The 22,099-nt window shown below is 71.9% G+C and carries 13 protein-coding genes and 1 pseudogene; 3 read left to right on the plus strand and 11 right to left on the minus strand.

Translation table 11 applies throughout. The features are described from left to right. A complete protein-coding gene (gene meaB, locus ACGFRF_RS07490) occupies nt 1–1,005 on the plus strand; it encodes a methylmalonyl Co-A mutase-associated GTPase MeaB (protein WP_393737649.1) in 1,005 nt (334 codons plus the stop codon). A 3-nt stretch (nt 1,006–1,008) separates the two neighbouring features. Here the strand turns inward: meaB and ACGFRF_RS07495 are convergent, their stop codons facing one another. Both ACGFRF_RS07495 and ACGFRF_RS07500 read right to left on the minus strand, forming a co-directional pair. Beyond that, nucleotides 1,009–1,698, minus strand: a complete 690-nt coding sequence (locus tag ACGFRF_RS07495; protein WP_393737650.1) for a GAF and ANTAR domain-containing protein — start codon at nt 1,696–1,698, stop codon at nt 1,009–1,011. 264 nt (nt 1,699–1,962) lie between these two features. Beyond that, on the minus strand, nt 1,963–5,535 hold the full coding sequence (locus ACGFRF_RS07500) for a multifunctional oxoglutarate decarboxylase/oxoglutarate dehydrogenase thiamine pyrophosphate-binding subunit/dihydrolipoyllysine-residue succinyltransferase subunit (RefSeq protein ID WP_393737651.1): 3,573 nt from the start codon (nt 5,533–5,535) through the stop codon (nt 1,963–1,965). 146 nt (nt 5,536–5,681) lie between these two features. Between ACGFRF_RS07500 and ACGFRF_RS07505 the strand changes: the two genes are divergently transcribed. Further along, on the plus strand, nt 5,682–6,458 hold the full coding sequence (locus ACGFRF_RS07505; protein WP_393737652.1) for a thioesterase II family protein: 777 nt from the start codon (nt 5,682–5,684) through the stop codon (nt 6,456–6,458). 213 nt (nt 6,459–6,671) lie between these two features. On the opposite strand, the gene ACGFRF_RS07510 is transcribed toward ACGFRF_RS07505, so the two are convergent. Then, nucleotides 6,672–7,301 carry a TetR/AcrR family transcriptional regulator gene (locus ACGFRF_RS07510; protein WP_393737653.1) on the minus strand — a complete coding sequence of 210 codons (630 nt, stop codon included), beginning with the start codon at nt 7,299–7,301 and terminating at the stop codon, nt 6,672–6,674. Between the two features lie 220 nt (nt 7,302–7,521). Here ACGFRF_RS07510 and ACGFRF_RS07515 point away from each other — a divergent pair, with 220 nt between their 5' ends. Next, nucleotides 7,522–9,075, plus strand: coding sequence for an MDR family MFS transporter (locus tag ACGFRF_RS07515; protein WP_393737654.1), 1,554 nt, complete (start codon nt 7,522–7,524; stop codon nt 9,073–9,075). Between the two features lie 81 nt (nt 9,076–9,156). On the opposite strand, the gene ACGFRF_RS07520 is transcribed toward ACGFRF_RS07515, so the two are convergent. The 8 genes and pseudogenes from ACGFRF_RS07520 to ACGFRF_RS07555 form a co-directional block, all read right to left on the minus strand. Next, a complete protein-coding gene (locus ACGFRF_RS07520; RefSeq protein ID WP_393737655.1) occupies nt 9,157–9,948 on the minus strand; it encodes a BTAD domain-containing putative transcriptional regulator in 792 nt (263 codons plus the stop codon). Next, nucleotides 9,945–13,115, minus strand: a complete 3,171-nt coding sequence (locus ACGFRF_RS07525; protein WP_393737656.1) for an amino acid adenylation domain-containing protein — start codon at nt 13,113–13,115, stop codon at nt 9,945–9,947. The genes ACGFRF_RS07520 and ACGFRF_RS07525 overlap by 4 nt, the downstream gene beginning before the upstream one ends. A 26-nt stretch (nt 13,116–13,141) precedes the next feature. After that, nucleotides 13,142–13,954 (minus strand): hypothetical protein, encoded by an 813-nt coding sequence (locus ACGFRF_RS07530; RefSeq protein ID WP_393737657.1) that lies wholly within the window; start codon nt 13,952–13,954, stop codon nt 13,142–13,144. A gap of 205 nt (nt 13,955–14,159) precedes the next feature. After that, a complete protein-coding gene (locus ACGFRF_RS07535) occupies nt 14,160–15,617 on the minus strand; it encodes an MFS transporter (RefSeq protein ID WP_393737658.1) in 1,458 nt (485 codons plus the stop codon). Further along, nucleotides 15,614–15,835: a ferredoxin gene (locus tag ACGFRF_RS07540; RefSeq protein WP_393737659.1), complete on the minus strand. Its 222-nt coding sequence runs from the start codon at nt 15,833–15,835 to the stop codon at nt 15,614–15,616. The genes ACGFRF_RS07535 and ACGFRF_RS07540 overlap by 4 nt, the downstream gene beginning before the upstream one ends. Then, a complete protein-coding gene (locus ACGFRF_RS07545; RefSeq protein WP_393737660.1) occupies nt 15,832–17,025 on the minus strand; it encodes a cytochrome P450 in 1,194 nt (397 codons plus the stop codon). Before ACGFRF_RS07545 ends, ACGFRF_RS07540 begins: the two co-directional genes overlap by 4 nt. A gap of 301 nt (nt 17,026–17,326) precedes the next feature. After that, nucleotides 17,327–18,811: an FAD-dependent monooxygenase gene (locus ACGFRF_RS07550; RefSeq protein ID WP_393737661.1), complete on the minus strand. Its 1,485-nt coding sequence runs from the start codon at nt 18,809–18,811 to the stop codon at nt 17,327–17,329. Further along, a pseudogene (locus ACGFRF_RS07555) lies at nt 18,808–22,038 on the minus strand (type I polyketide synthase); the annotation flags it as partial. The gene ACGFRF_RS07550 and the pseudogene ACGFRF_RS07555, both read right to left, overlap by 4 nt. Between the last annotated feature and the right edge of the window lie 61 nt (nt 22,039–22,099).

Genomic DNA, 22,099 nt, shown 5'->3' on the forward strand with positions numbered 1-22,099 from the left:
ATGGCAGCGATCGATCTCGACACCTATGTGAAGGGTGTGCTCGACGGCAGGCGGGCCCTGGTGGCCCGCGCCATCACGCTCGTCGAGTCCACCCGTCCGCACCATCGGGCGCTGGCACAGGAGTTGCTGACACAGCTCCTCCCGCACAGCGGCCGGGCGCGGCGGATCGGTGTGAGCGGGGTGCCGGGCGTCGGCAAGTCGACGTTCATCGACGCGTTCGGCACGCTGCTGACCTCGCTGGGCCACCGGGTGGCGGTCCTCGCCGTGGATCCGTCCTCGACCCGTACCGGCGGTTCGATCCTGGGCGACAAGACCCGGATGGAACGCCTCGCCGTGGACCCGAACGCCTTCGTCCGGCCCTCTCCCAGCGCGGGCACGCTGGGCGGGGTCGCCAAGGCCACCCGGGAGTCGATGGTGGTCATGGAGGCGGCGGGCTACGACGTGATCCTCGTGGAGACCGTCGGCGTCGGCCAGTCGGAGACCGCGGTCGCCGACATGGTCGACTCCTTCCTGCTGCTCACCCTGGCCCGCACCGGCGACCAGTTGCAGGGCATCAAGAAGGGCGTCCTGGAGCTGGCCGACGTGATCGCCGTCAACAAGGCGGACGGCCCGCACGAGCGCGACGCACGCGCCGCCGCACGGGAGTTGGCGGGGGCGCTGCGCCTGATGCACGGCAAGGACGCCTTCTGGACTCCCCCGGTGCTGCACTGCAGCGCCCGGGAGTCGACCGGCCTGGACACGGTGTGGGAGCGGCTGGAGCAGCACCGCACGCTGCTCGACTCCACCGGGCGGCTCGCCGCCAAGCGGCGGGACCAGCAGGTCGGCTGGACCTGGGCGATGGTCCGCGACGAACTGCTCGGCCGGCTGCACACGGACCCGGCGGTGCGCGAGGCCGCACCGGACCTCGAACGGCAGGTCAGGGAGGGCCGGTTGACCGCGACGCTGGCGGCGGAGCGCATCCTGGCCGCGTTCGAGGGGCCTACGGCTCCCCGGGCCGGCGCCTGAACGTCAGTCGAGCCCGCCGCGTTCGCAGATCCGGCGGGCCACCTCCCGGAGTTTGACGTTGTGGTCCTGGGAGTAGCGGCGCAGCACGTCGAAGGCCTGCTCCTCGGTGAGGTGATGGCTGCCCATGAGGATGCCCATGGCCTCGCCGATGACGTGCCGGGTGGAGACGGCCTGCTCCAGCTGGGCGTGCGTACGGGCACTGGAGAAGGCGACCGCGGCGTGCGAGGCGAGCAGCCAGCCGGCCGTCTCGCCGGCCTCGGTGAACGCGCGCGGGCTGCGGGAGTACAGGTCGAGGGCGCCGAGGTCCTCCCCCTCGGTGAAGAGCAGGAAGCCCATCATGCTGCCGATGCCGAGCTCGCGGGCCTGCGGGACATAGGCGGGCCAGCGCGGCTGGTCGTCACGGAAGTCCCAGATCCGGAACACCCGCTCCTCGTTCTGGCGGCGGGCCGCGTCGAAGCAGGGGCCTTCCCGCAGGCGCTCCTGCAGCTGGTCGCTGTCGATCACGAGCTGGTCGGTCGGGGCGAGGGTCTGCACCCCCTTGCCGTGCAGGATGAGGATGCCGGCCGCGTCACAGCCGGGGACCAGCCGGGTGGCGGAGGCGGTGATCCGTTCCAGGGTGGTGGTCACCGTGTCCTGCGCCAGCAGGTCGCGCGCCAGGGTCGCCATCTGCTCGGCGAACGTGCGCCAGTCCATCGCGGATCCTCCGTCCCGGCCGCCGCCCTCTCCACCGCCTGCCCACTACCCACCATCGCATCCGCCCACCGCTCCGGCGACGAACGGCTCGCCCGACCCTCGGCGCGGCAGGAGGCCGGCGGTACCCCGAGGCGGGCTCCCGGGCCGCGCGGGCCGGGCGCGGGCGGAGCTGTCACAGGACCGGGTCCGGCATCGGTGCCGCGTCGGACGGGCCCGGTTCCGGGAGATTTCCGGAACCGGGCCCGTCACCGGGTCACGGTGGCCTTACGCCTCGAACACCTCACGCACCAGCTGTTCCTGCTCGGCCTGGTGGCGCTTGGCCGAGCCGACCGCCGGGGACGAGGAGTGCGGGCGGGAGATGCGCCGCAGCCGCTCGCCGGCGGGGATGTCCGCGCCGACCGCCAGGTCCAGGTGGTCGATCAGGTTGAGCGCGATGAACGGCCAGGCACCCTGGTTCGCCGGCTCCTCCTGCGCCCACAGGTACTTCTCGGCGTTCGGGTACTTGTCGACCTCCGCCTGCAGCTCGGCACCCGGCAGCGGGTACAGCCGCTCGATGCGGATGATCGCCGTGTCCGTGGCACCGCGCTTGATCCGCTCGGCCTCCAGGTCGTAGTAGACCTTGCCGGCGCAGAAGACGACCTTGCGGACCGCGGCCGGGTCGGCCGAGCCGTCGCCGATGACCGGGCGGAACCGCCCGCTCGTGAACTCCTCCGCCTTGGAGGCCGCGGCCTTCAGGCGCAGCATCGACTTCGGGGTGAAGACGACCAGCGGCTTGTGGTGCGGGTTGTGCACCTGCCACCGCAGCAGGTGGAAGTAGTTCGACGGCAGGGTGGGCATGGCGACCGTCATGTTGTTCTGGGCGCACAGCTGCAGGAACCGCTCGGGACGCGCGGAGGAGTGGTCCGGGCCCTGGCCCTCGTAGCCGTGCGGCAGCAGCAGGGTGACGCCGGAGGTCTGGCCCCACTTCTGCTCGGCCGAGGAGATGAACTCGTCCACGACCGTCTGAGCACCGTCGGCGAAGTCGCCGAACTGGGCCTCCCACATCACGAGCGCGTCGGGGCGGGCGAGCGAGTAGCCGTACTCGAAGCCCATCGCCGCGTACTCGGACAGCAGGGAGTTGTAGACGTTCAGGCGGGCCTGGTCCTCGGAGAGGTACTGCAGCGGGGTGTACTCCTCGCCGGTCTCCCGGTCGATCAGCACCGCGTGGCGCTGGCCGAAGGTGCCGCGCTGGGAGTCCTGGCCCGCCAGCCGGACCGGCGTGCCCTCCAGCAGCAGGGAGCCGATGGCGAGGGTCTCGCCCATGCCCCAGTCGATCGTGCCGTCCTCGACCATCGCCGCACGGCGCCGCAGCTGCGGCTGCAGACGCGGGTGGACCGTCAGCCGGTCCGGCAGGTCGATCTGCGACCGGGCGATGCGCTTGACCGCCTCGGTGGAGATGGCCGTCCGGACCGCAACCGTGACGTCGGGCCGCGGTTCCGGGGCGGCCGGGGCGACAGGGGCCGCATCGCGGACCTCGACGAAGACCTCCTCCAGCCGGCCCTGGTAGTCCTGGAGGGCCTGCTCGGCCTCTTCCAGGGTGATGTCGCCGCGACCGATCAGGGACTCGGTGTACAGCTTGCGCACCGAGCGCTTCTTGTCGATCAGGTCGTACATCAGCGGCTGGGTGAAGGCCGGGTTGTCGGTCTCGTTGTGACCGCGGCGGCGGTAGCAGATGAGGTCGATCACCACGTCCTTGTGGAACGCCTGGCGGAACTCGAAGGCCAGCCGCGCGACGCGGACGACGGCCTCGGGGTCGTCGCCGTTCACGTGGAAGATCGGCGCCTCGATCATGCGGGCCACGTCGGTGGCGTACATGGAGGAGCGCGAGGACTCGGGGGCCGCGGTGAAACCGACCTGGTTGTTGATGACGATGTGGACCGTGCCGCCGGTGCGGTAACCGCGCAGCTGCGACATGTTCAGGGTCTCGGCCACCACGCCCTGGCCCGCGAAGGCCGCGTCGCCGTGGATCGCCACCGGCAGGACCGTGAAGTCCGTACCACCCTTGTTGATGATGTCCTGCTTGGCGCGGGCGACACCCTCCAGGACCGGGTCCACCGCCTCCAGGTGCGAGGGGTTCGCGACCAGCGAGACCTTGATCTCCTCGCCGTCCAGGCCGGTGAAGGTGCCCTCGGCGCCCAGGTGGTACTTCACGTCACCGGAGCCGTGCATCGACTTCGGGTCGAGGTTGCCCTCGAACTCGCGGAAGATCTGCGCGTACGACTTGCCGACGATGTTCGCCAGCACGTTCAGGCGGCCGCGGTGGGCCATGCCGATGACGACCTCGTCCAGACGGGACTCGGCCGCCGAGTCGATCACCGCGTCCAGCAGGGGAACCAGCGACTCTCCTCCTTCGAGGGAGAACCTGCGCTGGCCGACGTACTTGGTCTGCAGGAAGGTCTCGAAGGCCTCCGCCGCGTTCAGCCGGCGCAGGATGCGCAGCTGCTCCTCGCGCTCCGGCTTGGAGTGCGGGCGTTCCACCCGGTCCTGGATCCACTTGCGCTGCTTGGGGTCCTGGATGTGCATGAACTCGATGCCGGTCGTGCGGCAGTACGAGTCACGGAGCACGCCGAGGATGTCGCGCAACTTCATCATCGACTTGCCGGCGAAGCCGCCGACCGCGAACTCGCGCTCCAGGTCCCACAGGGTGAGGCCGTGCTCGACGATGTCCAGGTCGGGGTGCTTGCGCTGGCGGTACTCCAGCGGGTCGGTGTCGGCCATGACATGACCGCGGACCCGGTAGGAGTGGATCAGCTCGAAGACACGGGCGGCCTTGGCGACGTCGTCGTGCGCGTCGGTCACGTCGGCGACCCAGCGCACGGGCTCGTAGGGGATGCGCAGAGACCTGAACACCTCGTCGTAGAAGTCGTCCGCGCCCAGCAGCAGGTGGTGGACGGTACGCAGGAACTCGCCGGAGGCGGCGCCCTGGATCACCCGGTGGTCGTAGGTCGACGTCAGGGTCATGGTCTTCGAGATGCCGAGCCTGTTCAGGGTGTCCTGGCTCGTGCCGTGGAACTCCGCCGGGTACTCCATGGCTCCGACGGTCACGATCGTGCCCTGGGCGCGCGGCAGGCGCGGCACCGCGTGGACCGTGCCGACGGCGCCGAGGTCGGCGAGCGACAGCGTGGCCCCGGTGCGGCCCTGCGGGGCCGGCTCGTCCGCCCGGGCCCGGGCCACGGCGGTCTCGCACGCCTGCCAGAACGTCGCGAAGTCCATCGTCTCGGCCTGCTCGATGACCACGACGTCCATGCGGTGCTCGCCGTTCGGGTCCACCACGTCGACGGCCAGGCCGAGGTCGAGGTGTTCGGGCTTGACCACGGCGGGCTTGCCGTCGTGCACCGTGTAGCCGTGGTTCATGCCCGGGTGGGCCTTGGCCGCTCGCACCAGCGCGTAGCCGACGAGGTGCGTGACGGACACCTTGCCGCCGCCGGCCCGCTTGAGATGGTTGTTGATGACGATCCGGTTGTCGATCAGGAGTTTGGCCGGAACGGCACGTACCGATGTCGCCGTGGGAATGTCCAGCGAGGCGTCCGCGGCGGGGGCCGGCTGCGGCGGCGCGGCGGGGACGGGTGCGGGCGCGGGGGCAGGTGCGGGGGTGGATGCGGGGGCGGGGGACGGGGCGGGGATCAGCCTTCCGGCGGGGGCGGCGGCCGGTTTTCCGGTGTCCGCGCTTTCCGAAGCGAAGAATTCCCGCCAGGACACGTCCACCGAGTCGGGGTCTTCGTGGTACCGCTGACGGAGTTCGTCGACGACCCACTCATTGGCGCCGAAACTCTGAATCGGGATTGATCCCTCGGACATGGGTATTCAACTTCCCTCGGCAATGAGAAACTCCCCGCGGAGACTACCCCGCGAGTTCAGGTGTTTGCAGTAATTCGCCAGCAAAATAGGCCCGGTTCGCGCTAGCCTGCAACTGCCAAGTTTTCGCGGCCCATAGGGAGCATCCGATGACTTCTGCAGCGCTGGACTACGACGCCTGGATACGCACCTTCGACGCGGCCATGGAAAAGGGACCCGTGGTCGACGGATTGCGCCTCGTATGCTTCCCGCACGCCGGGGGTTCGGCCAGCTTCTACTTCCCGTACGCCAAACTCCTGAGGCCGGAGATCGAGGTGCTGGCGGTGCAGTATCCGGGGCGGCAGGACCGGCGGGGAGAGCCCTGCCTGGACCGGATCGCCACGCTTGCGGACCGGGCGGCCGAGGTGCTCAGGGTGCGCCGTCCGGATGAGCGACTGGCGTTTTTCGGCCACAGCATGGGTGCGGCGGTCGCCTTCGAGACGGCCCGCCGGCTCGAAAGGGGCCCGGGTCCACGGGTGCTGCGCCTCTTCGCCTCGGGCCGGCGGGCGCCGAGCGTCTTCCGTCCGGAGTTCGTGCACCGCAAGGACGACGACGGGCTGGTGGCCGAGTTGCAGGCGCTCAGCGGTACGGATCCCGCGCTGCTCGCCGATCCCGAGGTGCGGGCACTGGTCCTGCCGACGATCCGCAGCGACTACCGGGCGATCGAGTCCTATCGGTGTGAGCCGGGGGCTTCGGTCGCCTGCCCGGTGACCGTACTGATCGGGGACGCCGACCCCCGGGTCTCGGTGGCGGACGCCCGCGCCTGGGAGGGGCACACCAGCGGCGGGTTCGACCTGCGGGTGCTGCCGGGTGGTCACTTCTACCTCGAGGAGCAGCGGGACGTCGTCGTCGCCGGGATCCGGGCGGCGCTGCGCGAGCATCTCTGAGCCGGCCCGGGTGACGCGCTCGCCCGTCATGTCACGTCCACCGCGAACTCGGGCGGCCGGGCGGGCGGTTCGCGCCGCCCGCCGCCGGAGGGCGCCGCCGGCCCGGTCCGCCGCACCGCGCGTTCCTGCGCACACCGCCCCCCTGATCCGCACGTCTCTGCCCGGCTCCGCACGTCACTCCCCCCGTTCCGGGCCGCCACCGGCCCGGTTCGTTCAGTCCTCGGTCGCCGTGCCGCCCCCGCCGCGCAGGCCGTCGCAGTAGACCGCGAGCATGCGGCGCGGCAGCTGCGGGTCACCGGTGCGCTGCGCCGCGATCAGGGTGCTCGCCATGACGGCCATCAGATCGGCGACGGCCACGTCCTCGCGTACCCCCGCCTCCTGAGCGCGGGTCAGCAGCACTCCCAGGGCCTCGTTCAGACCGAGGGCGGCCGGGCCCGTCACCTCGCCCACGTCGACCCCGGCCCCGATCAGCGCGTCCACCAGGTCCTTCTTGGCGCGGCCTTCCTCCAGGACGTCGAAGAGGAAGCCGAACAGCGCCTCGACGGGGTCCGCCGGGCCGGTCAGTTCGCGGGCCTTCTGGGTCAGCCGCTGGATCCGGGTGATGATCACGGCTTCGAACAGCGCTTCCTTGGTGGGGAAGTGCCGGTGCACGGTGCCCGCCCCGACGCCGGCGCGACGCGCGATCTCGTCCAGCGAGACCGCGTGCCCCTCGACCGCGAAGGTCTCCAGCGCGGCGGCGAGGATCTGGTCGCGGTTGCGGCGGGCGTCGGCGCGCAGCGGTCGCGGGGGCGGCGGCGCGTAGGGAATGGCGGAGTCGAGTCCTGTCGACTTGCCGACTGCCATGGTGCCTCCCCATCGTCACAAGCCCCGCCAGAACGCCTCAGGGCGGGCGGAGGCCTCCGATTGTAACCGCACTTCCGCGACAACCGGGGCGGCGGCCCCGCATGTGGCCGCACTTCGTTGACAACCGGGGCGGCGGCCCCGTATCGTCCGTAACCGGGTCCATGGGCCCGGTTAGCCCGACTGGTTCCTCCCGTTCCTTCCAATCCGGGGAGTCCCCACCGTGTCCTCTTCAGCGGCGCCAAGCCCCAACGCCGGCATCCGCAGTGTGCTGCCCGGGCTGATGCTCGCGCTCCTGCTCTCCATGCTCGACGCGATGATCGTCACCACCGCACTGCCGACCATCGCCAGTGACCTCGGCGGATTCAACCGCCTCTCCTGGGTCATCACCGCCTACATCCTGACGTCCACGGTCTCCACTCCGCTCTGGGGCCGGATGAGCGACTTCTTCAGCCGCAAGCAGCTGCTGCTCGCCTCGATCGCGATCTTCACGATCGGTTCCGTGCTCTGCGGTGTCGCCCAGTCCATGGCCACGCTGATCGCCTTCCGCGCCCTGCAGGGCATCGGCGCCGGTGGTCTGATGGTCGGCGTCATGGCCGTGATCGGCGTCATGGTCGCCCCCAAGGAGCGCGGCAAGTACCAGAGCTACATCGCCGCCCTCAGCGCGGTCGCCACCGTCGGCGGCCCGCTGCTCGGTGGCGCGCTCACCGACCACGCCTCCTGGCGCTGGGCGTTCTACCTCAACGTGCCGATCGCCGCCGTCGCCGTCTGGTACGTGGCGGCCCGGCTCAACCTGCCGCACAACCGGGGCACCGGCCGCATCGACTACCTCGGTGCCGTCCTGCTCAGCGTCGCCAGCACGGCCGTGGTGCTCTTCACCACCTGGGGCGGCAACGAGTACGCCTGGGGTTCGCCCACCATCCTCGGCCTGATCGCCCTCGCGGTGGTCGCCGTCATCGGCACCGTGCTGGTCGAGCGCCGGGCCGCCCAGCCGATCCTGCCGCCGCACCTGTTCCGCTCCCGCAACTTCGTCGGCAGCCTGGTGCTCGGCTTCCTCGTCGGCATCGCCCTCTACGGCACCATCACCTACCTGCCGGTCTACCAGCAGAGCGTCCAGCACCTGTCCGCCACCAGCAGCGGCCTGCTGCTGCTCCCCGTGCTCGGCGGCATGCTGGTCGCCTCGATGTACAGCGGCCGGCTGATGAGCGAGTCCAGCCGCCACCGGTTGATCCTGCTGGCCGGCGGGGCGTTCCTGAGCGTCGGCTCGTTCCTGCTGTCCATGCTCGACGTGGACACCTCCCGTGTCGTCTCCTCGCTCTACATGGTGATCTTCGGTATCGGTCTGGGCCTGCTGTTCCAGAACGTCATGGTGATCACCCAGAACAGCGTCGAGCTGAAGGACATGGGCGTGGCCAGCGGCACGCTGACGTTCTTCCGCTCCGTCGGCGGCTCGTTCGGTACGGCGCTCTTCGCGACCGTCTTCACCAGCCGGCTCACCGACTCCCTCGACTCCAAGCTCTCCGCCGCCGAGCTGCAGGCCGTGCACGACAACGGTGGGCGCGCGGGTTCGGGCGCGATCGAGTCGCTCTCCCAGTCGGCCCGCGCGGCGTACGTGGACGCCGTGGCCGGCGGCACGCAGAGCATGTTCCGCTGGGCCCTGCCGTTCTTCGTCGTCGCCTTCGTGGTGGCCCTGTTCCTGAAGGACAAGAGCAAGCAGGCACAGGCGGCCCCGGCGCCCGCACCGGCCAAGCCGCAGCAGGCCGGGTCCGCGGGCTGAGCCCACGGGCCGGGGATGCGTGACCTGACAGCAGTCGGCCCCGTGGCGAGCGCTCGCCACGGGGCCGGCTTCCCTGTTCCGTCAGACCGCCGGTGCCAGCGCCACGCGCTCGCGGCCGTCCGCGATCAGCACGACCCGTTGCAGCTCGCGCAGTCGCAGACCGGGCTCCAGGCCCAGTTCGCTGCGCAGCACGTCCGCGGCGTGCGCGTACACGGCGAGGGCGTCGGCCCGCCGGTCGGAGGCGAACAGCGCCCGCATCAGCTGGGCGTAGAAGACCTCGTGCAGCGGGTGCTCCGAGATCAGCCGGTACAGCCGGCCCACCAGCTCACGGTGGTGACCGAGGGCCAGTTCGGCCTCGATCTGCCGCTCCACGCACTCCAGACGCAGCTCTTCCAGCCAGTCGGTGAACCCGGTGACGATCGGCCCGTTGCCGAGCTGGCCGAACGCCGGACCGCGCCACAGATCCAGCGCGCCGGCCAGGGTCGCGCTGGCCGCCGTGTAGCGGCGGGCGCCGAGTTCGGCCCGCCCGCGCTGCACCAGTCGCTGGAAGACCCAGCAGTCCAGGTCGTCCGGCTTCACCTGGAGCAGGTACCCGGACGTCGAGGTGATGATCGGGCCGGCCGGGCGCGGGGACTCGCCCTGGTCGGCTCCGGACAGCAGCTTGCGCAGCTGGGATATGTAGACGTGGATCGCCGAGGTGGCCCGCCGGGGCGGGTTCTCTCCCCAGATCTCCAGCGTGAGCTGCGGCACCGAGACGACCTGGTTGCCCCGCGCCAGCAAGGTCGCGAGCACGTTCTCCATCTTGGGCGCACTGATCTGGCGGACGACGCCGTGGTCGATGACCTGGAGCGGCCCCAGCACCTGGTACCTCATTCGCTCTCCCGCCTTGTCTCGATCTGGTCCCCACCGGCCGCGCGCAGATGCCCGGCGAGCCGTCTCGGTGTCGGATGCTCGAACAGTTCGGACAGCGCCACCCGCACGCCGACGAGCGCCTCCGCCTCCTGCACCAGCAGTGCTCCGAGCAGTGAATGGCCTCCGTGGGAGAAGAAGTTGGTGTCCGCGGTGATGTCCTGGCGGTTCAGCACGCGCTGCCACAGGCCGACCAGGTTCCCGACCAGCGTGTCCCCGGTTTCCCGCGCCGGGCCCTGGGGCGCGGCCTCGGCCCGGCGCAGGCGGGCCAGTTCGAGAAGCGCCGGATAGTCCACCTTGTCGTTGAGGGTGGTGGGCAGGGTGTCCAGGACGAGGAAGTCCTGCGGTACCAGGGCGCGCGGCAGTTCGGTCCGGGCGTGTTCCCAGAGCCGTTCCACCAGGTCCTCCGTCCCACCGGTGCGGTCGGCGCCCGCCGGTTCGACGAAGGCGGTCAGGGCCGCGTCGGTGTCGGGATCGCCGACCAGCGCCACGGCCGCGCCCCGCACGGACGGGTGGGCGAGGAGCACGGCCTCGATCTCGCCCGGTTCGATCCGGTTGCCGCGCAGCTTGATCTGGCGGTCGGCACGGCCCAGCAGTTCGAGGGTGCCGTCGGCCCGCCAGCGGGCGAGGTCTCCGGTCCGGTAGTAGCGGCCCCGCTCGGGGTCGTCCACGAACCGTTCGGCGGTCAGCTCGGGTCGCCCGTGGTAGCCGAGGGCGACGCCGTCACCGCCGATGCACAGCTCCCCGCGCACTCCGATCGGCAGTTCGGTGCCGTCCGGGGCGAGCACCATGACCCGGGTGTTGGCGATGGGCCGGCCGATCCCGGCCGGCTCGGGATCGCCGGGTCTCAGGATCGCCGAGGTGGACCAGATGGTCGTCTCGGTGGGGCCGTAGACGTGGTGCAGGGTGCAGCCGGTGGCCAGCAGCTGCTCCACCAGCGGCTGGGGCGCCGCCTCACCGCCGCACAGGACGCGCCGGCCGCGCAGCGCGGAGCCGGCCTCGTCGAGCACCAACCGCCAGGTGGTGGGGGTGGCCTGGACGACGTCCGCGTCGTGCCGCTCGATCAGCGCGCGCAGGACGCCGCCGTCGGTGCGGGCCTCGTCCGGGGCGGCCACGACGCTGCCGCCGTGCGCGAGCGGGACGTACAGCTCCAGTCCGGAGATGTCGAAGGAGAAGGTGGTCAGCCACACCGCGGTGGTGCCAGGGCCGGCCTCCACCTCGGTACCGAAGTGTGCGACGAGGTTGGCCAGTGCCCGGTGGCCGACGACGGTGCCCTTGGGTCGGCCGGTCGAGCCCGAGGTGTAGATCAGGTACGCCGGAGCGGCCGGGTCGGCCGTCACGGGTGCGGCGGGCAGCGGCCGGGCCGGGGCGTCACCGGCCGGCGCCAGGGTCAGCACCGTACGGTCGCTAGCGCCGGGCAGGCGGACGCCCGGCCCGGCGACGACGGCACGGGCGCCGGAGTCGGCGAGCTGGTAGGCGATCCGCTGCTCGGGGTGCTCGGGGTCGAGCGGCAGGTAGGCGGCGCCCGCCAGCCAGCTTCCGAGGACGGCCGCGGCCAGTTCGGGACCGCGCTGGGCGGCGACGGCGACCACGTCGCCGGTGCCTGCACCGGCCTCGGTCAGCCGCTCCCGCACCGCGACGGCCGCGTGCCACAGCTGCCGGTAACTGGTGGTGCCGTCCGTCGTGTGCACCGCCGGGGCGTCCGGGTGAGCGAGCAGACCTGTCGTGAACGCCGTGAGGACCGATTCCGAACCCACCTCCGCCTGGGTCCGGTTGGCGCTCGCGATCACCGTGCGGTCCTGCTCGCTCCACACCCGCAGCGCGCCGACCGGTCGCTCGACGTCCTCGGCGAGCTGGACCAGCAGCGCCTCGTACCGCTGAAGGAGCAGTTCGACGTCCTGGCGGGTCAGCAGTTCGGTGCAGTAGACCGCCCGGACACGCAGCCGGTCCGGTGCGGAGACCACGAAGAACTCCAGGTCGAACTTGCTGTAGCCGTTCTCCACCACCAGTGGTTCGGCCGTCAGTCCGCCGATGGCGAACCGGGGCAGGACGCTGCCGGGCACGTAGTTGAACAGGTGCCGGAACAGCATGTTCCGCCAGCTGGAGCCGCCACGCGGTACCAGCGGGGTCAGATGGTCGACCGGGACGTCGGCGTGCGCCAGGGCCTCGAAGAAGACTTCGCGGGTGGCGCGTACGAAGCTGCGGACGCTCTGTTCGGGCGTCACGCGGGCGCGCAGGGGCAGCACGTTCACGTGGTAGCCGATGGCGTCCGCCGCCTCGCGCGGGCGTACGTCCACGGGCGAACCGACCGCCAGGTCGGGTCCCGCGCCGTGTGCGGCCAGCAGCAGTTGGTAGGCGGCGAGCAGGACGACCGTCTCGGGCGCCCGGACCTCCCGCTGGAGTCGCTTCACAGCCGCTCTGGCCGATTCGGAGAGGTCGTGCAGCACCCGGTCCCCGACCAGCGTCGGTTCGGCGACGTCGGGCACCCCGCACCACAGGTCGAGGGCGCCGAGGTCGTAGTCGGCGAGCTGCCCCCGCCAGAACTCCAGGCTCTCCTCGGTGGGCTCGGGCTCGACGAGGGCGGGCACCGGCTCCAGCAGGGCGGCCGGTGGCACGCCCGAACCCAGCAGCGCGCCGTAGGCCTCGGCCAGTTCGGCCAGGAAGGGCACGCCCGACAGGGTGTCGAACACCAGGTGGTGCACGGCCAGGCAGAACACGTCGCCGTCGGCGCCGCGTAAGACGGCGGCGCGCAGCAGCAGGCTGCCGTCGAGCGGGAAGCGCTCGGCGACGAAGGCCGTCAGATCGGCGTCGAGATTCTCCGGGCGGGTGGTGAGCACGCTCGGGACGAGGCGCACGTCCGCCGGGTCGAGGACGGATCGGGTGAGGTGGGCCCCGGCGGCCCGGTAGACGGTGCGCAGTGCCTCGTGTCTGCGCAGCAGGAGGGTGAGGGCCTCCTGCAACGGGAACTCCTGGAGCCTGCCGTCCACCCGGAAGGCGACGGACAGGTTGTTGGCCGCGCTGCGCGGGGCCAGTCTCTCCAACAGCCAGAGCGCTTCCTCCTTGCGTCCGGCGACCTCGGATCTGGCCAGGTCGCGGACCTCGGTGGATGCCCCGGATCCCAACGCTTGCATTGCTTTTCCTTCCTTCGCGAACGCCGTCACGCGAGAAGCTGGGAGACCGTTCGCGCGACACCGGTGTCGCGGAGCAGCTCCGTGTGGGGGAGGTCGAAGGCGATTTCGCGGGCCACCAGGGTCGAACGCTCCTGCGGCGGCAGGGGGTTGAGACCGCTGTGTGGCGTGGCGGAGCTGATGGCGACCGCGTCCGCCCAGGCCGGGCGGGGGTCGAGGTCGGAGGCGGCGACGAGGTAGCCGAGGAAGGAGGCGAACGTGGCGACCACTTCGGCGCCGCGCTCCGCGTCCAGGCCGGTGCGCCGGAAGGCGGGCTCGCCGTACTTGCGGAACAGCTCGCACAGGTCCTCGGCCAGCGGGCGCATGGCCGTGTGCGCCCGCCGGGTCTCCTGGCCGGCTCGGCGTGCCTCGTCGATCTCGTCGGGGGACAGCATCGGGGCCAGGCCGCCGATGAGTTCGTGGTAGTGGCGGTGCAGCAGGTCGACGTCGGGACGTTCGGGGTCGAACAGGACGAGTCGCGGTGCCTCGCCCTGCAGGCGGCCGATCTCGGCGGCCAGGCCGGCGGCGAACACGCTGCCCACGCAGAAGCCGAGCACCGCGCGGACCGGTCCGGCGGACGCGGCGCCCGCCTGCCAGTGCCGCAGATAGTCCTCCCCGGTCATTCCGGCTTCCTGGCCGGGCCGGGGCGGGGCGGTCTCCCACAGGGCGGGCGCGGCGTCCCCCAGCCCGCGCACCAGGTCACCGAATCCGGCGACGGTGCGGCCGGTCGCCGGGAAGTCGGAGGCCAGCGCTGGAGCGGTCTTCCCGTCACCGCTCAGAACGTTCCACCCGTTCGCAGTCATCATTCCATTCCGAATTCTAGAGATGAATTTGGGGAATTCTTTACCGTCACTTCGCCCGCAAGGGACATGCGGAATGATGAATTCCAGTATTGCGGGAACGAAACTCCGACCCTGGTGAATTCCCCCGTTATCACGCGCGCTGCAGCGGCAAGTTAGCACTTGCGCACTCTGCCGTAACAGTCGAATTCGATTCTTGAACGAGCGTTCACTTTCCGTTTCGAGCCGGGCGGGCCGATCCGTTCCGAAATGCGACCAGCCCGAGAACCAGTGCGCAGAGAACGAAACCTGTGGCGACCGTGAATCCCGTCTCAATGCTGTGGACGAGCCCGGCGTGACCCGAGCCGGGCGCCGGTGCCCGGTGGGCGCCGGAGCTTCCGCCGGCCGTGACGAGTACCGCAAGGCCCAGCGAGGCGCCCACCCGCAGCATCGCCTGCTGGAGCCCGGAGGCGGCGCCGGCCTCCCCGCGGGTGACCCCGCTCAGGATGATGGAGTTGAGCGGCATGACGGTCAGCCCGAGCCCGAGACCGACCAGCACCAGCGGCACGGCCAGCCCGCTCGCGTAGCCGGTCGACTCGGTGATGCGGGAGAACCAGAACGTCCCGGCGCCGAGCACGGCCGCGCCGACGACCAGCAGCGGCCGGGCACCCAGCCGGGCCAGCAGGCGCGGTGCGGCGACCGCGGAGACCACCATCAGCACGGCCAGGGGCAGGAAACCGAAGCCGGCCCGCAGTCCGCTGTAGCCCAGCACCGTCTGCAGGAACTGCGTGAGGAAGAAGAACAGTCCGGAGACGGTGGCGCCGACCAGCAGGGTGTCCAGGTACGCCGCCGCCCGCTCGCGCCGGGCCAGCAGGCGCAGCGGCACCACCGGTTGCTCGGCCCGGACCTCGACCGCCATGAAGATCACCAGCAGCAGTACGGCCGCCGCGCCGGACAGCAGCGTGGCCTCGTCGGTCCAGCCGTGGCTCTGCGCCTGGATGAAGGTGTTCACCAGCGCCGCCATGCCGGCCGTCGACGTCAGCGCGCCCGCCAGGTCGAACCGGCCGGGCCGGCGCTCGGTCTCCGCGACGAAGCGAGGGGTGACCAGCAGCACGGCGACACCGATCGGCACGTTGAGGAAGAGGGTCCAGCGCCAGGAGGCGAGGGAGAGCAGGCCGCCCAGGATCATCCCGACGGCGGTGCCCGCGCCGGCCACGGTGGAGAAGGCGCCGAGCGCGCGGTTGCGCTGGGGGCCCTCGGCGAACGTGGTGGCCAGCATCGCCAGCGAGGTCGGCTCGGCGAGCGCGGCACCGAGGCCCTGGCCCACCAGGGCCGCCAGCAGCACCGGCGCGGTCGGCGCGAGCGCGGCCAGCAGTGAGCAGGCGGTGAAGATCGCGATGCCGGTCAGGAAGACCGCTCGACGGCCGAGCAGGTCACCGCACCGGCCGCCGAGCAGCAGCAGGCCGCCGAAGGTCAGCATGTAGGCGTTGACGACCCAGGACAGGTCGGTCGGGGAGAAGCCGAGGCTCTCCCGGATGCCGGGCAGGGCGATGTTCACCACCGTCGTCGCGACGACGATCATCAACTGGCAGCTGATGATCACGGCGAGGGTGACGCCGGGGTACCGCACCGGCGTCGCGGCGGTGTCCGCGCCGGCGCCCCTGGACCGAAGCGAGGAGTCGGTCATCGCTCCACCTCCTCGAGCAGCAGTCGGATGGCGCGTTCGGGGCAGGCCGCCGCACCGCGCGCGGCCGGACCGCGCAGGCGCTCGGACACCTCGAACTCCCCCATGCCGTTGAAACCCGTGTCCTCGTCGATCTCGTAGACCTCGGGTGCCATGGCATGGCACAGGGCGTATCCCTGACAGACGTCGGAGTCGACCCGGATACCGATCCGTTCACTCATCGGGCCACCCCCACCGTCAGCTCCAGCCGGTCCAGACCGCGGATCGGCGAGTAGCGGGAGACCGGCTCGGTGCCGGGGGTGAGGTGGTACTCCGGGATCCTGGCGTGCCACTCCTCCAGCGCGACCTTGATGATCCGGCGGGCCAGGTGCATGCCGAGGCAGCGGTGCGGGCCGATACCGAAGGCGAGGTGGCGCACCGACTCCCGGTCGAAGTCGACCTCGTCCGCGCGCTCGAAGACGTCGGGGTCGAGGCCCGCCATGCCCCAGGACATCATCACCCGGTCGCCCTCGCGGAGCTTGACGTCGTGCAGTTCGACGTCCCGGGTGACCACGCGCGCGGTGGACACCATCGCCTCGTGGCGGATCAGTTCCTCGGCCATGGCCGGGATGCGGTGCGGTTGCTCGACGACGGTGCGCTGGGCCTCCGGGTGCTCGGCGAGGTGCCGGAAGACCATGCTGAGCAGCGAGTTGGAGGTGTCCAGGCTGGCGAACATGGTCATCAGGATGATGTTGACGATCTCGTCCTGGGTGAGCGGCCGGCCCTCGTGCTCGGCGCGCAGCAGCGAGCTGATGACATCGCGCCGGCCCTCGGTGCCCGCGGCCCGGCGCTCATCGACGGCGGCGCTGAAGAACTCCCACAACGGCCGTCCGGCCGCGTGCAGTTCCTCGTCGTTCCGGGCGTTGGGCAGGCCCTCACGGCGCAGCCAGTTCTTGTGGTCGAGGAGTTCGGGCAGATGGGAGCGGTCGATACCGAAGTTGATCAGAAAGGTCTCGGCGGGCAGCCGGACCGCGAAGTCCTCGACGAACTCGCAGGAACCGCGGGCGGCTATGGGCTCGATGGCGTCCACGGCCGCCTCGCGGATCTGCGGGGTGATGTGGTTGACCACGGCGGGGTTGAACAACGCGGAAAGTGCCTGGCGCCACTTGCGGTGGTCCTCCCCGTCCAGCTGGATGGGGATGAGTTTGTCCTTGTATATCTGGCGGTTGGGTATACCGATGTCGGCGCTGGAGAACAGGTCCGGATTGCGGGCCGCCCACTCGATGTCGGCGTACCGGGTGAGGATCCAGTAACCGCCGAACTCCTCGGAGCGCAGCACCGGTCCGTGCTCCCGGATCTCGTGCCACGCGCCGACCGGGTCCGCCTGGAGCCACGGCTGGTAGGTGCTCCACCTCCGGATCCGCTCCTCCATGGCGCCCGGTCCCACAGGGCACCCCTGATGTTGCGCCGCCGTCTGGTTCATCCGCCAACTCCCTCCGACGTCCGAGCCGTGGACGGCACCCGGCCGCACACGGTGCATCTTCAGCCAGGATGGAGGGGGCATCTAATGAGGTCCTTAAGGCAGGACTAAGTGGCGACGCCCACGGAGGCGGCCGGGCGCGCCGACGGCCCCGGCCCTTCGGCCGGGTCCCCTTTCGGCCAGGGACCCGGTCGAGTCCTGCGCGCCGGCCGAGCGCGCCTGGACCAGGCACGGTCCGGCCCACGCCGCGCGGTCAGCCCGCCGGGCGGGCCGGCCCGAACCACGTCGTGACCGCGGCCAGCAGGCCGTCCCGGTCGGCCTCGCCGGTGTCGACCCAGGCGACGTGGCCGTCCGGCCGGACCAGCAGCCACCGGGCGTCCAGGGTCCCGGCCTCGGCCGCGCGGACCACGTTGACGCGGTCCGACCAGCCGGTGAGGTCGGGCGCCTGTCCGGCGCCGAGGGACAGCAGCAGCCCTCGCCCGTCGGCCAGCAGCCCCGCCGCCTCCACCTCACCGTCCGCCGTGCGCAGGGTCGCGTCGGGCAGGGTGTCCCCGAGCAACGGGTGCTCCTTGGCGGGAAGGCCGGGGTAGGCGATGGGGTAGCGGACCCGGGTGACGGCCTGCACCAGGTGCCGGTTGACCTCCGGGTACTCGATCAGCTCGGCGAACAGCTCGCGCAGCGGCTCCGCCCGCTCCGGCGGGTGCTGGAGCGGCACCTGGGCGAGCGCGCGCATGCAGGCGCGACGGCCGACGGGGTGCCGCTCGGCGTGGTACGTGTCGAGCAGGCCGGGCGGCGCCGAGCCGCGGACCGTCGCCGCGAGCTTCCACCCCAGGTTCAGACTGTCGTGCAGAGCCGTGTTCAGACCGTTGCCGGAGGACGGCGGGTGCGGGTGGGCGGCGTCGCCGGCGAGCAGCAGCCGTCCCTCTCGGTAGGAGGTGGCCAGCCGCGTGGGGCTGCCGTACCGCGTCATCCAGCGCGGTTCGGCGAACTCGGCGTCGGCACCGGTGATCCGGCGGATCGCGGCGCGCATCTCCCCGGCGGTCACCGGAACGTCGGCGGCCGGCGGCTCGCGGTCGAACTCGACGGTCATCAGCCGCACTTCGGACGGGTCGCGCGGGTTCATGGGCAGCACGCCGAACTGGCCCTCCGGATGGACGCCGGCCCGGAAGTGCTCCTGGGCGTCGCCGGGCACCGCCACGTCGGCGATCACTCCGTAGTACGACGGTGCCAGCACCTGGAAGCCGAAGCCGCCCAGTGTCGCCACGGTGCTGTGCGGGCCGTCGCATCCCACCAGGTAGGCGCAGCGCAGCACCTGTTCGCCCGCGGCGGAGCCGACCCGGACCTCGACCCCGTCCTCGTCCTGGCGCAGCCCGGTCAGCCGGTGGCCGAGCAGGACGCGCGCACCCAGCTCCACGGCGCGCTGCTCCAGCAGTTCCTCGGTACGCCACTGGGGGACGATCAGGTCGTAGTCGGTCTCACCGAGTTCGGACAGGTCGAGCCAGAGGAAGGCGAAGTGGGTGCGCGGCCACACGGGCGTGCCGGCGTCCCGGAAGCGGTCCGCGAGGCCGCGCCTGCGCAGCGCGTCGACCGAGCGGGCGTGCAGCAGCATGCCGCCGGACGACCGCTCCCGTGCCGGCCGCTCCTCCAGGACCACGGCGGGCACCCCGGCGAGCCCCAGTTCACAGGCCAGCATCAGGCCGGCGGGTCCGCCACCGGCGATCACCACGGTGTCGTTCACGCCGTCACCTCCAGGCTCGGTACGCCCTTCGCTTCCCGCTCGCCCAGTTCCTCGTCCAGATAGACCGCCACAGCGCGCGGGGTGGGCAGGTCGTAGATGACGCTGGGCGGCAGCGGCAGCCCGGTCACGGCGCACAGGCGGTTGCGCAGCTCCACCGCGGTGAGCGAGGAGAATCCGACGTCGAGGAAGTCGACCTCCGGGTCGAGGTCGTCCGGGCCGGGCAGCGCGAGTACGTCGGCCGCCATGGTGCGGACCATGGTCAGCAGCAGCCGCTCCCGACCGGCCCGGTCGTGCCCGGCGAGTTGTTCGGCCAGTGCCTCGGGGCCCGGCGGCAGACCGTCGGCGACAGCCGCCCGGGCCTCTGCGGTCAGCGGTGAGTCATCGGCTACGGCGGTCGCCCTCAGCCGTTCCTCCCGCCACTGCCGCGCGGCGGTCAGCAGTCCTTGTGCGGCGGCCACCTGATCGGGCGTGAGGCCCAGGGTGTCGATGAGCGCCCGGCTGTCGCCGTCCGCCACGGCCGTCCAGAACCAGTCGTCGAGCCGCTCGCCCGGCTCCCCGGCCGTGTCCCGCAGCCAGTACCGGCGCCTTTGGAAGGCATACGTCGGCAGCTCGATCGTGCCGGCCGGCGGCACGAGCGCGGACCGGTCCACCGCGACCCCGTGCAGCTGGAGCCGGCACACGGCCGCGAGCAGGCTCCGCGTCTCGGAGCGGTCGCGTTGCACGGCGGGCGCGGTGAGCGCCTCGGCCGACAGGGACTCGGCGGCCAGCGGGGCGAGCACCGCGTCGGGCCCGATCTCCAGGAAGGCCGTCACTCCGCGGGCCTCGGCGACGCTGACGCAGTCGGCGAAGCGGACGGTCTCGCGGATGTGCCGGGTCCAGTAGTCCGGGGACGTCAGCTGCTCGGCGGTGGCCTCCTGACCGGTCAGGTTGGACAGGACCGGCAGGGCGGGCGGCCGGAACTCGACGGTGGCGGCCACGGTGCGGAACTTGTCGAGGGCCGGGTCCATGTGCGCGGAGTGGAAGGCGTGGCTGACCTGCAGCGAGCGCACCTTGGCTCCGCGTTCCCGCCAGTGCGCGGCGGTCGCGGCCACGGCCTCGGCGTCCCCGGAGACGACCGTGGAACGCGGGGAGTTCACCGCGGCGATCGCCACCGGATCGCCCTCCGGCAGCGAGGCGGCGACCTCCTCGGGGGCGGCCCGTACCGCGACCATGGCTCCGCCCGAGGTGGCGGCCTCCATCAGCTGCCCGCGCGCCGCCACGAGGGCGCACGCGTCGCCCGCCGACAGCACGCCGGCGACGTGGGCCGCCGCCAGCTCCCCCACCGAATGCCCGATGAGCACGTCCGGACGCACACCGTAGGACTCGACGAGCCGGAACAGCGCCACCTCGTACGCGAACAGCGCGGGCTGGGTGAAGGCCGTGCGGTCCAGTGTCTCGGCCGGACCGTCGAACATCACGTCCCGCAGGGGCCGTCCCAGCAGCGGGTCCAGATGCCCGCACAACTCGTCCAGGGCGGCGGCGAACACCGGGAAGGACCGGTACAGCTCGCGTCCCATGCCGACCCGTTGGGCGCCCTGACCGGTGAAGAGGAACGCCGTACGGCTCCTGGTGACGGCCCTCCCCCGCAGCGCGCCCGGGGTCTGTCGGCCCTCGGCCAGGGCTTGGAGCCCGGCGAGCAGTTCGTCGCGGTCGGCTCCCAGGACGGCGGCCCGGTGCGGGAACGCCGTACGCGCGGTGGCCAGCGTGTACGCCACGTCGCCCAGCCCGGTGCCGGGCCGCGCCGTCAGGTGCCGGTGCAGCCGGTCCGCCTGTTCCCGCAGCGCCTCCGGCGACCGCGCCGACAGCAGCAGCGGGGCCGGCGTGTGCACCGCCGGGGGCGGGTCCTCCTCGGGGGCCTGCTCCAGGATCAGATGGGCGTTGGTGCCGCTGATGCCGAAGGAGGACACCCCCGCCCGGCGGGGGCCGTCGCCCTGCCACGGCCGGTGCTCGGTCAGCAGCCGGACCGTGCCCGCCGACCAGTCCACGTGCGGGGACGGCTCGTCCACGTGCAGGGTGCGCGGCAGCTCACCGCGCCGGACGGCCTCCACCATCTTGATCACACCGCCGACACCCGCAGCCGCCTGGGTGTGCCCGATGTTCGACTTCAGCGACCCCAGCCACAACGGCCGCTCCGCAGAACGCTCCCGGCCGTACGTGGCGATCAGCGCCTCCGCCTCGATCGGATCACCCAGCGTCGTACCGGTGCCGTGCGCCTCCACCACGTCCACGTCCGCTGCCGACAGACCCGCGTCGGCCAGGGCCTGCCGGATCACCCGCTGCTGGGCCGGACCGTTCGGCGCCGTCAACCCGTTCGACGCGCCGTCCTGATTGACCGCACTGCCCCGGATCACGGCCAGCACCTTGTGCCCGTTGCGCCGCGCGTCCGACAGCCGCTCCAGCAGCAGCATCCCGGCGCCCTCGGCGAAGCCCGTGCCGTCCGCGCCCGCCGCGAACGCCCGGCAGCGGCCGTCGGGGGCCAGTCCGCGCTGGCGGCTGAACTCCACGAAGACGCCGGGGGTGGCCATCACCGTCACCCCGCCGGACAGGGCGAGGGTGCACTCACCGCGCCGCAGCGCCTGGGCGGCCAGGTGGATGGCCACGAGGGACGAGGAGCAGGCCGTGTCCACCGTCACCGCCGGACCCTCGAGCCCGAGGGTGTAGGCGATCCGGCCCGAGGCCACGCTGCCCGCGCTGCCGCTGCCGATGAAGCCCTCCAGGTCGCTCGGTACCTGGCGCAGCCGGGAGCCGTAGTCGCCGTACATCGCGCCGACGTACACCCCGACGCGCTCGCCACGGAGGGTGCCGGGGACGATGCCCGCGCGTTCCACCGCCTCCCAGGAGGTCTCCAGGAGCAGCCGCTGCTGCGGGTCGACGGCGAGCGCCTCGCGCGGGCTCATGCCGAAGAACTCGGCGTCGAAGTCGGCCGCGTCGTGGAGGAAACCGCCCTGCCGGGTGGTGACGCGGCCGGGCCGCTCGGGGTCCGGGTGGTACAGGTCCGGGTCCCAGTCCCGGTCGGTGGGCAGGTCGCCGATGGCGTCGGTGCCGGCGGCCACCAGGTCCCACAGGTCCTCCGGGGCGCGGACGTCGCCGGGGAAACGGCACGCCATGCCGACGACGGCGATCGGCTCCAGCCGTTCGGCCTCCACCTCCTGGAGGCGTTCGCGGGTCCGCTGGAGATCGGCCGTGACCCACTTGAGGTAGTCGACGAGCTTCTCTTCGTTTGTCATGTACGTTCAGCCTCTTCTCAGC

The organism is Streptomyces sp. NPDC048521 (assembly GCF_043199855.1).
Lineage (GTDB): Bacteria > Actinomycetota > Actinomycetes > Streptomycetales > Streptomycetaceae > Streptomyces.